Annotated in this window: 11 protein-coding genes and 1 tRNA gene; 2 read left to right on the forward strand and 10 right to left on the reverse strand. The window is 68.9% G+C overall.

Features of this window, described 5'->3' with window-relative positions; all coding sequences use genetic code 11:
- Window positions 1-7 precede the first annotated feature (7 nt).
- The 7 genes from pnp to rimP form a co-directional block, all read right to left on the reverse strand.
- Window positions 8-2,116: a polyribonucleotide nucleotidyltransferase gene (pnp, locus tag JGR68_RS08315; protein WP_199361902.1), complete on the reverse strand. Its 2,109-nt coding sequence runs from the start codon at window positions 2,114-2,116 to the stop codon at window positions 8-10.
- A 124-nt stretch (window positions 2,117-2,240) separates the two neighbouring features.
- Window positions 2,241-2,501, reverse strand: a complete 261-nt coding sequence (gene rpsO / locus JGR68_RS08320; protein WP_199361901.1) for a 30S ribosomal protein S15 — start codon at window positions 2,499-2,501, stop codon at window positions 2,241-2,243.
- 179 nt (window positions 2,502-2,680) lie between these two features.
- Window positions 2,681-3,667, reverse strand: a complete 987-nt coding sequence (gene truB / locus JGR68_RS08325) for a tRNA pseudouridine(55) synthase TruB (protein ID WP_199361900.1) — start codon at window positions 3,665-3,667, stop codon at window positions 2,681-2,683.
- Between the two features lie 31 nt (window positions 3,668-3,698).
- Complete coding sequence (rbfA, locus tag JGR68_RS08330; protein ID WP_199361899.1) at window positions 3,699-4,061, reverse strand: 30S ribosome-binding factor RbfA; 363 nt, start codon at window positions 4,059-4,061, stop codon at window positions 3,699-3,701.
- Window positions 4,061-6,640, reverse strand: a complete 2,580-nt coding sequence (infB, locus tag JGR68_RS08335) for a translation initiation factor IF-2 (protein WP_199361898.1) — start codon at window positions 6,638-6,640, stop codon at window positions 4,061-4,063. Before infB ends, rbfA begins: the two co-directional genes overlap by 1 nt.
- Window positions 6,641-6,741: 101 nt before the next feature.
- Window positions 6,742-8,253 (reverse strand): transcription termination factor NusA, encoded by a 1,512-nt coding sequence (nusA, locus tag JGR68_RS08340; RefSeq protein ID WP_199361897.1) that lies wholly within the window; start codon window positions 8,251-8,253, stop codon window positions 6,742-6,744.
- Window positions 8,254-8,261: 8 nt separating this feature from the next.
- On the reverse strand, window positions 8,262-8,870 hold the full coding sequence (rimP, locus tag JGR68_RS08345) for a ribosome maturation factor RimP (RefSeq protein WP_199361896.1): 609 nt from the start codon (window positions 8,868-8,870) through the stop codon (window positions 8,262-8,264).
- A gap of 351 nt (window positions 8,871-9,221) precedes the next feature.
- Here rimP and JGR68_RS08350 point away from each other — a divergent pair, with 351 nt between their 5' ends.
- Both JGR68_RS08350 and JGR68_RS08355 read left to right on the forward strand, forming a co-directional pair.
- Window positions 9,222-9,782 carry a DUF1190 domain-containing protein gene (locus tag JGR68_RS08350; RefSeq protein ID WP_199361895.1) on the forward strand — a complete coding sequence of 187 codons (561 nt, stop codon included), beginning with the start codon at window positions 9,222-9,224 and terminating at the stop codon, window positions 9,780-9,782.
- The gene (locus tag JGR68_RS08355; protein WP_199361894.1) at window positions 9,782-10,966 is read left to right on the forward strand and encodes a glutathionylspermidine synthase family protein; all 1,185 of its coding nucleotides are present in this window, start codon (window positions 9,782-9,784) and stop codon (window positions 10,964-10,966) included. Before JGR68_RS08350 ends, JGR68_RS08355 begins: the two co-directional genes overlap by 1 nt.
- Before the next feature lie 53 nt (window positions 10,967-11,019).
- On the opposite strand, the gene JGR68_RS08360 is transcribed toward JGR68_RS08355, so the two are convergent.
- The 3 genes from JGR68_RS08360 to JGR68_RS08370 form a co-directional block, all read right to left on the reverse strand.
- Window positions 11,020-11,096: transfer RNA gene (locus JGR68_RS08360), tRNA-Met, on the reverse strand.
- A gap of 80 nt (window positions 11,097-11,176) precedes the next feature.
- Window positions 11,177-12,625 carry an NADH-quinone oxidoreductase subunit NuoN gene (gene nuoN, locus JGR68_RS08365; protein WP_234446469.1) on the reverse strand — a complete coding sequence of 483 codons (1,449 nt, stop codon included), beginning with the start codon at window positions 12,623-12,625 and terminating at the stop codon, window positions 11,177-11,179.
- A gap of 28 nt (window positions 12,626-12,653) precedes the next feature.
- Entirely contained in the window at window positions 12,654-14,168 is a 1,515-nt protein-coding gene (locus JGR68_RS08370; protein WP_199361893.1) for an NADH-quinone oxidoreductase subunit M, read from the reverse strand.
- Between the last annotated feature and the right edge of the window lie 9 nt (window positions 14,169-14,177).

The raw sequence follows: 14,177 nt of genomic DNA on the forward strand, positions 1-14,177 counted from the left end.
TTCCGGCTTACTCGGCCGGGGTGCCCTCGCCTTCCTCGACGGCCTTCATCGACAGGCGGATGCGGCCCTGCTTGTCGACTTCCAGCACCTTGACCTTGACCACGTCGCCTTCCTTGAGCACGTCGCCGACCTTCTCGACGCGTTCGTTGGAAATCTGCGAGACGTGCACCAGGCCGTCCTTGCCGGGGGAGATGGTCACGAAGGCGCCGAAGTCCATCAGCTTGACGACCTTGCCCTCGTAGATCCGGCCCGGCTCGACGTCGGAGGTGATCTGCTCGATGCGGTCCTTGGCGGCCTTGCCGGCGGCGGCGTCGACCGACGCGATGGTGATCGTGCCGTCGTCCTGGATGTCGATCTGGGTGCCGGTCTCCTTGGTGATCGCCTGGATGACCGAGCCGCCCTTGCCGATCACTTCGCGGATCTTGTCGGGGTGGATCTTGATGGTGATCAGGCGCGGCGCGAAGTCCGACAGCTCCGAACGCGCGGTGGTCAGCGAGCTGGCCATCTCGCCCAGGATGTGCAGGCGGCCATGCTTGGCCTGCTCCAGCGCCACCTTCATGATCTCTTCGGTGATGCCCTGGATCTTGATGTCCATCTGCAGGGCGGTGATGCCCGCTTCGGTACCGGCCACCTTGAAGTCCATGTCGCCCAGGTGGTCCTCGTCGCCGAGGATGTCGGACAGCACGACGAAGTCGTCGCCTTCCTTCACCAGGCCCATCGCGATGCCCGCGACCGGCGCCTTGATCGGCACGCCCGCGTCCATCAGCGCCAGCGACGAACCGCAGACCGACGCCATCGAGGACGAACCATTCGACTCGGTGATCTCGGACACGACGCGGATGGTGTACGGGAACTCTTCCATCGTCGGCATCACGGCGAGCACGCCGCGCTTGGCCAGGCGGCCGTGGCCGATCTCGCGGCGCTTCGGGCCCATCATGCGGCCGGCTTCGCCCACCGAGTACGGGGGGAAGTTGTAGTGGAACAGGAAGTGTTCCTTGTACTCGCCGGAGACGGCGTCGATCACCTGGCCGTCGCGGGCGGTGCCCAGCGTGACCGCCACGATCGCCTGGGTCTCGCCACGGGTGAACAGCGAGGAGCCGTGCACGCGCGGCAGGATGCCGACGCGGCTGGCGATCGGGCGCACGGTGTCGAGCGCGCGGCCGTCGATGCGGACCTTGGTCTTGAGGACCGAGTCGCGCATGGTCTGGTATTCCTGCTCGCCGAACTCCTTGGAGAGTGCGCTCGAGGTCCAGGCATTGGCCTCGGCCTGCGGCGACAGGGCGTCGAGGATCGCCTTCTTGACCTTGGAGATGGTGTCGCGGCGCTCGAGCTTGTCACGCACCTGGAAGGCGCCCGCGAGCTGCTCGCCGATGGCGGTGCGCAGCGCGGACACCAGGCCCTCGTCGGCGGCCGGAGCGGTCCATTCCCACTTCGGCTTGCCGGCTTCGGCGACGAGCTCGTTGATCGTGGCGATGGCGGCCTGCATGGCCTTGTGGCCGAACATCACGGCACCCAGCATCACCTCTTCCGACAGCACGTTGGCTTCGGACTCGACCATCAGCACCGCGTTGGCGGTACCGGCGACGACGAGTTCGAGGTCGGACTCCTTGAGCTCCGACACGGTCGGGTTGAGCAGGTACTGGCCGCCCTTGTAACCGACCTTGGCGGCGCCGATCGGGCCGTCGAACGGCGCGCCCGAGAGCGACAGCGCGGCCGAGGCACCGATGAGCGCGAGGATGTCGCCGTCGATCTCCGGATTCATCGACATCACGGTGGCGATGATCTGGACTTCGTTGCGGAAGCCGTCGGGGAACAGCGGGCGGATCGGGCGGTCGATCAGGCGCGAGGTCAGCGTTTCCTTCTCGGTCTGGCGTCCTTCACGCTTGAAGAAGCCGCCGGGGATGCGACCACCCGCGTAGAACTTCTCCTGGTAGTCGACGGTCAGCGGAAAGAAATCCTGCCCTTCACGGGCGGTCTTGTTGGCGACCGCGGAAACCAGCAGCACGGTGCCGTCGCAGGAGACCATGACCGCGCCGCCGGCCTGGCGGGCGATCTCGCCGGTCTCGATGGTGACGGTGCGCTCGCCGTACTGGAAGCTCTTGGTAACTTTTGCCACGTTGTGAATTCCTTGGTGCGTCTTGCGATGAACCGGCGTGGGCCCTTGCCCCGGCCGGGTGGCGCGCCTGCAACGCGCCGGAAAAAGAACCGCGGCGCATTTCTGCGCCGCGGCGGGGTGTGGATCAGCGACGCAGGCCGAGCTTCTCGATCAGCGCCTTGTAGCGGCCGACGTCCTTGCGGTGCAGGTAGTCGAGCAGGCTGCGGCGCTGGTTGACCATCTTCAGCAGGCCGCGGCGGCTGTGGTGGTCCTGCTTGTGCACCTTGAAGTGCTCGGTCAGGTGCACGATGCGCGCGGTGAGCAGCGCCACCTGGACTTCCGTGGAGCCGGTGTCGTTCTCGCCGCGCTTGTTGTCTTCGATGATCTTGCTGGTGTCGATGGTCATGCTGTCGCCCTGGGTGATGCGTGGACCGCAGGAACCCCTTCGTGCGCATGGCAGGAAGGACGCACCGCGAGAACCGCCGCTTGCTGTGGATGCCGTGGCGACCGGTGCCCCGGCCGTCGGCTGCTTGGAAATAAGCCTTCGAATTGTAACGCGCCGCGGCCGGGCCGGACAAGGCGGACTCAGCCGGCCCGGGGGTTCCGCGGGCCGGGCTGGGCGCAGGCCCAGCTGAACATGCGCCGCGGGCGCAACCCGCCCTCGCCGTCGCGCAGGCCCAGGCCGAGCACCCGGCCTTCCGGGCCGAATATGGCCACTTCGCCGGCGGCGCCCGCGGCGCCGTCCGTCCCCTGCCCGTAGGCGAAGCCGGCGGCCGCCGATGCGTCGATCTCCACCCGGGGCCACGCGGCCATGCCCGATTCCAGCGGCAGCAGGCAGGCCTCCAGGCTGGACTCGCCGCGCTCGGCCAGCGCCTCGAGCTCGGCGAAGCTCCACATCCGCGGGTTCCTGAACGGGTCGACCCAGAGCCGGCGCAGCTCGGCCACATGCGCCCCGCAGCCGAGCGCCTCGCCGAGGTCGCGGACCAGGCTGCGGACATAGGTGCCCGAGCCGCACTCCACGCGCAGGCGCAGGATGTTGCCGGGGGCCACGCCTTCGGCGGCGTCGACGAGGTCGGCAGCCGAGAGCAGGCTGAATTCGTGGACCTCGACCTCGCGTGGCTCGACCTCCACGTCCTCGCCCCGGCGTGCCTTGGCGTACAGCGGCTCCCCGCCCCGCTTGAGCGCGGAGTAGATCGGCGGGCGCTGCTGGATGCGGCCGGTGAGCGGGCCAAGGGCCGCATCGATGGTGGCGATGTCGAGCAGGGGGACGGGCCGCTCGCGCAGCACCTCGCCTTCGGCGTCGTCGGTGTCGGTGACCTGGCCCAGCCGCGCCACCGCGTCATAGGCCTTGCGTGCGCCGAGCAGGCCGCCGGCGATCTTGGTCGCTTCACCGAAGCACAGCGGCAGGAGGCCGGTGGCGAGCGGATCGAGGCTGCCGGTATGGCCGCCCTTCTCGGCGCGGAACAGGTGGCGCGCGCGCTGCAGCGCCTGGTTGGAGCTCGGGCCCCGCGGCTTGTCGAGCAGCAGGATGCCGTCGAGCTTGCGGAATCTGGTGCGCGCGCGGGCAGTCATCGGATCATCGGACCGCCAGGCGGCCGGGAACTCAGTCTTCGGCCGGCGCGTCGGGCAGGTCGCGCAGCAGGTTGTCGATGCGCTCGCCGCGATCGACGGAGTCGTCGTAATGGAAGTGCAGCTCGGGCACGTGGCGCATCTTCACCGCGCGCGCCAGCCGGTAGCGCACCTCGGGCGCCACCGCCTTGAGGCCCTTGACGGCCTCGAGGGCGCGCTCGGACTGCAGCGCGGTGACCCAGACCTTGGCGTGCGCCATGTCGCGGGTCACCTCGACGTCCGAAACGCTCACCGACGGCAGGCCGTGCTCGGCCACCGCCTCGCGGACCAGCGTACCCAGCTCCCTGCGGAGCTGGGCGGACACGCGGTCGGTGCGATGGAAGGACTTCTGCGCCATCAGAGGGTGCGCTGCACTTCGACGCGCTCGAAGCACTCGATCTTGTCGCCCGGCTTGATGTCGTTGTAGGCCTTCACGCCGATGCCGCACTCGGTGTTGACGCGCACCTCGTCGACGTTCTCCTTGAAGCGGCGCAGCGATTCCAGCTCGCCCTCGAAGATGACCACTTCGTCGCGCAGCACGCGGATCGGCTTGTTCCTGCGGACCACGCCCTCGATGACCATGCTGCCGGCCACGGCGCCGAACTTGGAGCTGCGGAACACCTCGCGGACCTCGGCGGTGCCGATGATCTCCTCGCGGATCTCCACGCCCAGGATGCCGGACGCCACCTGCTTCACCTGGTCGATCACGTCATAGATGATCGAGAAATAGCGCAGGTCGAGGCCGTGCGTGTCGACCACCTTGCGTGCCGACGCATCGGCACGGACGTTGAAGCCGATGATCGTGGCCTTGGACGTCGCCGCCGAATTGGCGTCGGACTCGGTGATGCCGCCAACGCCGGAACGGATGATGTTGATCCGGATCTCGTCGTTGGACAGCGCGGTCAGCGCCTGGCGCAGCGCCTCCACCGAACCTTGCACGTCGGCCTTGATGACCAGCGGCAGCTCGAGCTGCTGGCCGCCGCCCATCTGCGCCATGATGTCTTCCATGCGGTTGCCCGCGGCCTGCACCAGGCGCGTTTCGCGGCGCTTGGCCTCGCGCTGCTGCGCGACTTCACGGGCCAGGCGCTCATCGTCGACGACCACGAAGTCGTCGCCGGCATCGGGCACGCCGGACAGGCCGAGCACCTGCACCGGGATCGACGGCCCGGCCGACGGCACCTGGCCGCCGGTCTCGTCGAACAGTGCGCGCACGCGGCCGTACTCGACGCCGCAGACCAGGAAGTCGCCCTTGTTGAGCGCGCCCTGCTGCACCAGCACCGTGGCCACCGGGCCGCGGCCCTTGTCCAGCGAGGACTCGATGACCGTACCGCTGGCGCGGCCCTCGGACATCGCCTTGAGTTCGAGCACCTCGGCCTGGATGCTGATCGCTTCCAGCAGGTCGTCGACGCCGTCGCCGGTCTTGGCCGACAGCTCGACCATCTGCGTATCACCGCCGAAGTCCTCGGCCACGATGTCGTGCGCGAGCAGCTCGTTCTTGATCCGCGACGGGTCGGCCTCGGACTTGTCGATCTTGTTGATCGCCACGATCAGCGGCACCTTGGCCGCCCTCGCGTGCTGGATCGCCTCGACCGTCTGCGGCATCACGCCGTCGTCGGCCGCGACCACCAGCACCACGATGTCGGTGAGCTTGGCGCCGCGCGCGCGCATCGAGGTGAAGGCGGCATGGCCCGGGGTGTCGAGGAAGCTGATGACGCCCTTGGCGGTCTCGACGTGGTACGCGCCGATGTGCTGGGTGATGCCACCGGCCTCGCCGGTGGCGATCCTGGTGCGGCGGATGTAGTCCAGCAGCGAGGTCTTGCCATGGTCGACGTGACCCATGATGGTGACCACCGGCGGACGCTGGGTCTGGTCGCCCTGCACGTCCTCGACGTGGGCGAGCAGCTCGCTTTCCGCATCGTCGGCATCGGCGCGGATGGCCGTGTGGCCGAGTTCTTCGGTCACCAGCACCGCGGTGTCATGGTCGATGGACTGGGTGATGGTCGCCATGACGCCCATCTTGAACAGCGCCTTGACCACGTCGCCGCCCTTCAACGCGAGCTTCTGCGCAAGGTCGGCCACGGTGATCGCCTCGCCGATCGCGACTTCGCGCACCACCGGCGCGGTCGGGCGGGTGAAGCCGGTCCCGGTCCGCGCCTGGTCGGGCTGGCGGCCGCGCTGCTGCTGGCGGCCCTTCGAGCGCGAGGCGCCGGCGCCGCGGCGGGCGCGGTCGGCGGGCGACAGGTGCAGCTGGCCGGCAAAGCGCGCGGCGCTGTCGTCGTCCTCGACGCCGGCGACCATCGCGTGCGAGCCGCGATTGGGCTTGCCCTTGTTCGCGGCGCGGTCGTCGCGCGGCGGCACGGCCGGCTTGGGATGGCCATGGCCATGCGCCTTGCGCGGGGTTTCCTCGACCGCGGACGCGGTCGCGGCGGCTTCCTTGCGGACGCGGTCGGCTTCCTGCTCGGCAACCAGCCGCTTGGCGGCTTCGGCTTCCTCGACGCGGCGGCGGTCGGCCTCGGCCAGGCGCTGCTGCTCGTCGAGGTTGCGCTGGCGCGACTCCTCGAGCTTGCGCAGGATTTCGGCGCGCTCGTCGTCGACGCCACCGCCGCTGCGGGCGCCGGATGCAGCGTCCTCGGGCTTGAGCGTGACCTTCTTGCGCACCACGACGTCGACGGTCGGCTTGTTGCGGCCGCCGCCCACGGTGAGCGTGCTCTTGCGCTGCAGGGTGATCTTCTTGGGGGCGACCGGATCCTCGGCGGCCTTCTCGGCACGACCGTGGGTGCGGCGCAGGAAGCCCAGGAGCTTCACCTTCTCGGTACTGGTCACGACCTGGTCGGGATCGCTGAACTTCATGCCCGCTTCGGACAGCTGTTCAAGCAGTTTCTCGACCGGCGTGTTCACCAGTGCGGCCAGCTTGCGGATGGTGGTTTGCTGCGACATTCGGATTCCGGTTCCTTGGGCGTCGGCTCGTGCCGCGCGCTATGGATCGATCAATTCATGGTGGTTTGCCGTTCTCGGGGGCCGTGGACGGCCCCGGCCTGTCAGCCTTCGGCCTCGAGGCGCGCGATCTCTCCGGCGCGCGCGGCCAGGACCAGCGCGGCGGCGCGTTCCCCGTCCAGGCCCTCGATGCCGAACTCCAGCACCTCGTCGGCGGCCAGGTCGGAGAGGTCCTCGGCGGTGCGTACGCCGTTGGCGGCCAGGGCGAACGCCGTCTCGTCGTCCATGCCCTCGAGCGCCAGCAGGTCGTCGGCCGGCACGTTCTCGCCGATCTCCTCCTCGACCGCAAGCGCGTCGTTGAGCAGCGCGTCGCGGGCGCGGGCGCGCAGTTCCTCGACGATGTCCTCGTCGAAGCCCTCGACCGCCAGCAGCTCGCCGACCGGCACGTAGGCGATTTCCTCGACCGTGCTGAAGCCCTCGGCCACCAGGATGCCGGCGATCTCCTCGTCGACCTCCAGCTTCTCCTGGAACAGGGCGCGCGCCGTGGCCTGCTCGGCCTCCGACTTCGCGGTGACCTGGTCCTGGGTCATGACGTTGAGCTGCCAGCCCGACAGGCGGCTGGCGAGGCGCACGTTCTGGCCGCCCTTGCCGATGGCCTGCGCGAGGCGGTCTTCGGCCACCGCGAGGTCCATCGAGTGCTTGTCCTCGTCGACGACGATCGACTGCACTTCGGCCGGCGCCATCGCGTTGATCACGAACTGCGCCGGGTTGTCCGACCACAGCACGATGTCGACGCGCTCGCCGTTGAGCTCGTTGCTCACGGCCTGCACGCGCGAACCACGCATGCCGATGCAGGCGCCGATGGGATCGGTGCGGGTGTCGTAGGCGACCACCGCGATCTTCGCGCGATCGCCCGGATCGCGCGCGCAGGCCTTGATCTCGACCAGCCCCTGGCCGACTTCCGGCACTTCGAGCTTGAACAGCTCCATCATGAATTCCGGCGCGGCGCGGCTGATGAACAGCTGCGGGCCGCGCGGCTCGGTGCGCACGTCGTAGAGGTAGCCGCGGATGCGGTCGCCGGCGCGCACGACGTCGCGCGGGATCGCCTTGTCCTTGGGAATGAAGGCTTCGGCATTGCCGCCGAGGTCGACGAAGACGTTGCCGCGCTCGACGCGCTTGACCACGCCGGTCACCAGCTCGCCCACGCGATCCTTCCACGCATCCACGACCTGCTGGCGCTCGGCCTCGCGCACGCGCTGGACGATGACCTGCTTGGCGGCCTGGGCTGCGATGCGGCCGAAATCGACGTTCTCGATCTGTTCCTCGATGTAGTCGCCGACCTCGACGCCCTCGGCCTCGTCGACCGCGTCCATCAGGCGGATCTGCCGGTCAGGCGACTCCATGACCACGTCATCGGCGACCACTTCCCAACGGCGGAAGGTCTCGTAGCTGCCGTCCTTCGAGTCGATCTGCACGCGCGTGACCACGTCCTGCTCGAGGTAACGCTTCTTGGCCGCGGTGGCGAGCGCCGCCTCGAGGGCTTCGAGGATCACCGACTCGGGCACGCCCTTCTCGTTGGCGACCGCATCGACGACCAGCAACAGTTCCTTGCTCATCTTCTATATCACTCCGCACTGGACGGCTTCGACGCCGCCGGCTTGTTGTTGGTATTGGATTTGCTGGCCGCTCCGCGCTTGCCGGGCCGGGCATCGCGGCCGGCCGCGTCCTTCGCGGGGCCGTAGCCCAGCGCGACCCAGTCGGGGACCAGGCGCGCCTTGTCGATGTTGCCGGCGGACACCGCGAACGGCCGGCCGTCGACGTCGAAGGTGATCGTCTCGCCCTCGACCGTGGCGATCCGGCCCTGCAGCCGACGGCGTCCGTCCTGCGGCAGCTTCAGCGCGACCTTGGCCTGTTCGCCGAGGAAGCGCTCGAAGTGCGCCGGCTTGAACAGCAGGCGGTCGACGCCGGGCGACGACACCTCGAGGGTGTAGTTGCTGCTGATCGGGTCCTCGACGTCGAGCTGGGCCGAAACTTCGCGGCTCACCGCCTCGCAGTCCTCGATGCCCACGCCCTGCCCTTCGGCCATCGGGTCGGCGCCCGGGCGGTCGATGTACAGGCGCAGCAGCGCGCCGCCGCCGGGCGACGGCAGGTACTCGACGCCGAGCAGGTCCAGGCCCATCGCGGACACGGTCGGCGACAGGAGCTCAGCGATGTCGGTCGACTTGTCGGCCACGATGTCTCCTCTGTCCTGGTCGCCTGGCGCCGCGCGGCGCGGAAAAATGAAAAAGGGCCCGATGGGCCCCTTGTCCGATGCTGCTGGATCCGGTGCCGGCGCGCCTCGATGCGCACCGCGCGAGCCCGACTCCCGCAATCGAAAAAAGCCTCCTCGGAGGCTTTTCGTCGACTGCGAAAAGCTTGCAGCGGGTTTGCCGGGGCCGGCGCCTGTTGCGCCGATGCCATCCTGCAGGGTCCCGCTGAGCCGCTGGATTATAGGCCTCGCGCGCCCGTGCCGCAAGCTCACGGCGCGCGTGGCGCACCATCGGTTAACCTCTGCCTCTCCACGCGCAATCCGGTACCGGCTTCGATGAAACGCTCCCGCAAGACCGCCCTCGTCCTCATGGGCTCCGCCCCGCTGCTGCTGGTCGCCTGCGCCCAGCAGCCGGAGGTGCAGACCTCCGAAGGCCTGTTCACCACGGTCGAGGCCTGCGCCGCGGAAACCATGAATCCGGGGATGTGCCGCCAGGCCTTCGACGCCGCCCAGGCCCAGGCCGACGAAGTCGCGCCGCGCTATGCCTCGCGCGAGGACTGCGAGGCCGAATTCGGCGAAGGCCAGTGTGCGACCCGGCAGCACGCGGGCGGCAGCTTCGTCGGCCCGCTGATGGCCGGGTTCGTGCTGTCGCAGATGATGGGCGGCAGGGGCGGTGCCATGGCGCCGGCGCCCGGTGCCGGACCCGCCGCGGCGGCTCCCGGCAACGCCCGTGCCACCCCGGCCTTCCTGTCCAACCAGTCCGGCTGGCTGCGGCCGCAGGCGGGCCCAGGCGGGGCGACGGCGCTGGCCCGCACCGGCCTGCAGCCCGACCGCGCCCCGACCGTCAGCCGCGGCGGCTTCGGCCGCTCGGGCGCAGGCCGCAGCGCCGGCGGCTGATGCGCCGGGTCGCGATCGAGGAGCGCCCCGACTGGCGCCAGCGCGCCGCGGACTGCGGCTTCGCCTTCCATACCATCGAGGGCGAGCGCTACTGGGACGAACGCGCCTACTACGCCTTCGACCTGCGACAGGTCGAGGACGACATCGAGGACCCCACCGCGGAGCTCCACGCCATGGCGATGGAGCTCGCCGCCGAAGCCGCCGGCAGCCAGGAGCTCATGGAGCGGCTGGCGATTCCCCCCGACGCCCGCGACCAGGTGGCGGACAGCTGGCGCCGCCGCGATCCGCACCTCTATGGCCGGATCGACCTCGCCTATGACGGCCACGGGCCGGCCAAGCTGTACGAATACAACTACGACACGCCCACCTCGCTGTTCGAGGCGGCGTTCTTCCAGTGGGACTGGCTGGAGCGCCAGCGCGAAAGCGGCGTATTGCCCGGCGGCGCGGACCAGTTCAACTCCATCCACGAGGCCCTGGTGGCGCGCTTCGTCACGATCGCCGGGCAGCTTCCGGCGCCGCTCTATTTCTCCGCGTCCGGCGACAGCGCGGAGGACCAGGGCACGGTCGACTACCTGCGCGACTGCGCAGCGCAGGCCGGGATCGAGTCCGGCACGATTGCGCTGGAGGCGATCGGCCTCTCGGCCGACGGCCGTTTCACCGCCGGCGACGACGTGGTCATCGCCAGCTTGTTCAAGCTCTATCCGCTCGAGGACCTGTTCGCGGACGCGTTCGCTTCGGCCCTGCCCGGCTCGGGCCTGCGCCTGCTGGAGCCGCCGTGGAAGCTGCTGCTGAGCAACAAGGGCGTCCTGCCCCTGCTCTGGGAGCGGCACCGCGGCCACCCGAACCTGCTGCCGGCCGAGTTCGACGCCGGCGGCGACCTGCCCCCGGGCTGGGTCCGCAAGCCGCTGTTCTCGCGCGAGGGCGCGAACATCGAGATGCACCTGCACGACGGCGACCGGATCGAGCAGCCCGGGCCCTATGCGGGTCCTGCGATCCGCCAGGCGCTCCACCTGCTGCCGACGTTCGACGGTGCGTGGCCGCTGGTCGGCAGCTGGGTGGTCGGCGACGTGGCCTGCGGCATGGGCATCCGCGAGGATGCATCGCCGATCACGCGTGACACCGCGCGCTTCGTGCCGCACGCGATCGTCGATGACGGGCGCCGGCGGATGGTGCTGGAGGCCTGAGCCACAAAAGAGAACGGCGCCCCTGTTTCCAGGAGCGCCGTTCGTGCTGCGTATGGTAGCGGGGGTAGGATTTGAACCTACGACCTTCGGGTTATGAGCCCGACGAGCTGCCAGACTGCTCCACCCCGCAGCAGACGAACATTATGCAGGAGTACCTGCTTTTCCGCAAGCTCCCGCGCGTCATCGCCGCGCGGAAGCGTGTGGCTTGCCTCAGGCGAACGCCGCCTGGCACCAGGCCATGACCGGGCTCCAGGCGATACCCAGCACCAGCAGCGCCAGCGCGTTGACCGCGAACAGCGCCTTGAGCGGCATGCTGTCGCGCGCCTCGATCACCCGGCCCTCGGGCTCATCGAAGTACATGACCTTGATCACGCGCAGGTAGTAGAACGCACCCACCACGGCGAACACGATGCCGACGATCGCAAGCCACAGCATGTCGCCCTGGATCGCCGCGCGCAGCACCACCAGCTTGGCCCAGAATCCGAGGAAGGGCGGCACGCCGGCCAGCGAGGCCATGATCACCAGCACCATCGCCGCCATCCACGGGCTGCGGGCATTGAGGCCCTTGAAGTCCTCGATGCGGTCGGCTTCGAAGCCGTTGCGCGCCAGCACCACGATCGCGCCGAACGCGGCCGCCGACATGATCGCGTAGCTGATCGCGTAGAACATCGCCGCCGCATAGCCCTCGGGACCGCCGCCGGCGAGGCCGAGCAGCAGGAAGCCGACGTGCGACACCGTCGAGTAGGCCAGCATGCGCTTCAGGTTGGTCTGGGCGATGGCGAAGATGTTGCCGACCACCAGCGACAGTGCCGCGATCATCGCTACCATCAGCTGCCACTGGTCCTGCAGCGGACCCACGCCGGATTCGAGCAGGCGGTAGGCCATGCCGAACACCGCGAGCTTGGGGGCCGAACCGATGAACAGCGTCATCGGCGTCGGCGCGCCGTGGTAGGCGTCGGGAAGCCACATGTGGAACGGCGCCGCGCCGAACTTGAAGCAGACGCCCACCACCAGGAACACGGTGCCGGTCAGCAGCAGGGTGCGCGTGCCGCCGTCGACGGTGGCCGCGGCGCTGGCGATGCTGGCGAGATCCAGGCTGCCGGTGGCGCCGTAGACCAGCGACATGCCGAACAGCAGCAGGCCGGATGCCAGGGATCCGAGCACGAAGTACTTCATCGCCGCTTCGGAGCCGACCGGGTTGTCGCGATCGATCGCCACCAGCGCGTACTGGCACAGCGCCAGCAGCTCGAGGCCGACGTAGATCGTCGCCAGGTTGGGCGCGGACACCAGCAGCATCATGCCGACGGTCGCGAACAGCATCAGCACCGGCAACTCGCCCTTGTACAGCCCGCGCTCGCGCATGAAGTGCCAGGCATAGCCGAGCGACATCGCGGTGATGACCAGGATGAAGACCTTGAGCACGTCGGCGGCGGTGTCGCGCACGAACATGTCGGCCAGCACCATGCCCTGCCCGCCCACGCCGCCGACGATCATCGCCGCGGCACCGAGCAGGAGCGCGATCGCCAGGGAGTGGGTGACCACCCGGCGGCGCTCGTCGAGGAACAGGTCCAGCATCAGCAGCGCGAACGCGCCGATCACCACCACGAGCTCGGGCGCCAGCGGCGCGATATCGGCCAGCGTCCGGACGGGAAGGTTCAATTCACCAGGCATCATCGCGTCACGTTCCTCAAAGCTTGCTGTTGGCGAGCATGTCCGCCAGCTGCGCGATGGAGGGCTCCATCAGGTCGGTCAGGGGCCTGGGCCAGATGCCGATGAGCAGCACGCCGGCGGCGAACACGCCCAGCACCAGGGCCTCGCGGCCATTGATGTCCTTCATGGCGGCGACGTGGGCGTTGCCGACCTCGCCATACATCACTCGCTTCACCAGCCACAGCGTGTAGCCGGCGCCCAGGATCAGGGTCAGCGCGGCCACGAAGGCGATCAGCGGGTGGTGCTGGAACGAGGCGACGATGACCATGAACTCGCCAACGAAGCCCGAGGTGCCCGGCAAGCCGGAGTTCGCGAACGCGAACAGCACGTAGAACGCGGCGAACCACGGCATCACGTTCGCCACGCCGCCGTAGTCGCGGATCATGCGCGTGTGCATGCGGTCGTAGAGCACGCCGACGCAGGTGAACATGGCGCCGGACACGAAGCCGTGGGAAATCATCTGCACCATCGCGCCCTGCATGCCCAGGCGCGCGGCCTCGGGGTTGCCGGTGTCTCGCACCAGGGCGAAGGCGATGAAGATGCCCAGGGTCACGAAGCCCATGTGCGAGACCGACGAGTACGCGATCAGCTTCTTCATGTCCTGCTGGACCAGGGCCACCAGGCCGACGTAGACCACCGCGACCAGCGACAGCGCGATCAGCAGCCAGGCCCATTCGTGGCCGGCGTCGGGCGTGATCGGCAGGCTGAAGCGCAGGAAGCCGTAGCCGCCGATCTTCAGCATGATGGCCGCCAGGATGACCGAGCCGCCGGTGGGCGCCTCGACGTGGGCGTCCGGCAACCAGGTGTGCACCGGGAACATCGGCACCTTGACCGCGAACGCGATCAGGAACGCGAAGAACAGCCACATCTGCTCGGTGGCGGTGAGCGGAAGCGCGTACAGGTCGGGCAGCTGCCAGCTGCCTGCCTTGAGGTACAGGTACACCAGGCCGACCAGCATGAACACCGAGCCGAGGAAGGTGTACAGGAAGAACTTCACCGACGCATACACGCGGCGCGGGCCGCCCCACACGCCGATGATGATGAACATCGGGATCAGCATGCCCTCGAAGAACACGTAGAACAGCATCGCGTCCACGGCCGAGAACACGCCGATCATCAGCCCCTCGAGGATCAGCATCGAGGCGAAGTACTGGTTCACGCGCTTGTCGATCGAGGCCCAGGCGCCGATCAGCACCAGCACCGTCACCAGGGTCGTGAGCACGATCAGCGCGACCGAGATGCCATCCGCACCCAGGTGGTACTGGATGTCATAGGCCGGGATCCACTCCCGGGCCTCGACGAACTGCATCGTGGCCACGGCCGCCGAGGCGTCGTAGCCGGTGAACAGCGGGATGCTGATGGCGAACACCACCAGCGCGATCGCCAGCGACAGCCAGCGCGCGGCGCTGGCGCGATTGCCGAGCGCGAGCACCATCGCGCCACCGAGGATCGGCAGCCAGATGAGGATGCTGAGGAGGGGCCAGTTCGACACGTATCGTCT

It is taken from the genome of Luteimonas sp. MC1750, assembly GCF_016615955.1.
Classification (GTDB): domain Bacteria; phylum Pseudomonadota; class Gammaproteobacteria; order Xanthomonadales; family Xanthomonadaceae; genus Luteimonas.

Bases quoted from the DNA above. Each gene is read 5' to 3' on its own strand.
- rpsO (WP_199361901.1), bottom strand. From the start codon at position 2,501: ATGACCATCGACACCAGCAAGATCATCGAAGACAACAAGCGCGGCGAG.
- truB (WP_199361900.1), bottom strand. From the start codon at position 3,667: ATGACTGCCCGCGCGCGCACCAGATTCCGCAAGCTCGACGGCATCCTG.
- rbfA (WP_199361899.1), bottom strand. From the start codon at position 4,061: ATGGCGCAGAAGTCCTTCCATCGCACCGACCGCGTGTCCGCCCAGCTC.
- infB (WP_199361898.1), bottom strand. From the start codon at position 6,640: ATGTCGCAGCAAACCACCATCCGCAAGCTGGCCGCACTGGTGAACACG.
- nusA (WP_199361897.1), bottom strand. From the start codon at position 8,253: ATGAGCAAGGAACTGTTGCTGGTCGTCGATGCGGTCGCCAACGAGAAG.
- JGR68_RS08350 (WP_199361895.1), top strand. From the start codon at position 9,222: ATGAAACGCTCCCGCAAGACCGCCCTCGTCCTCATGGGCTCCGCCCCG.
- JGR68_RS08355 (WP_199361894.1), top strand. From the start codon at position 9,782: ATGCGCCGGGTCGCGATCGAGGAGCGCCCCGACTGGCGCCAGCGCGCC.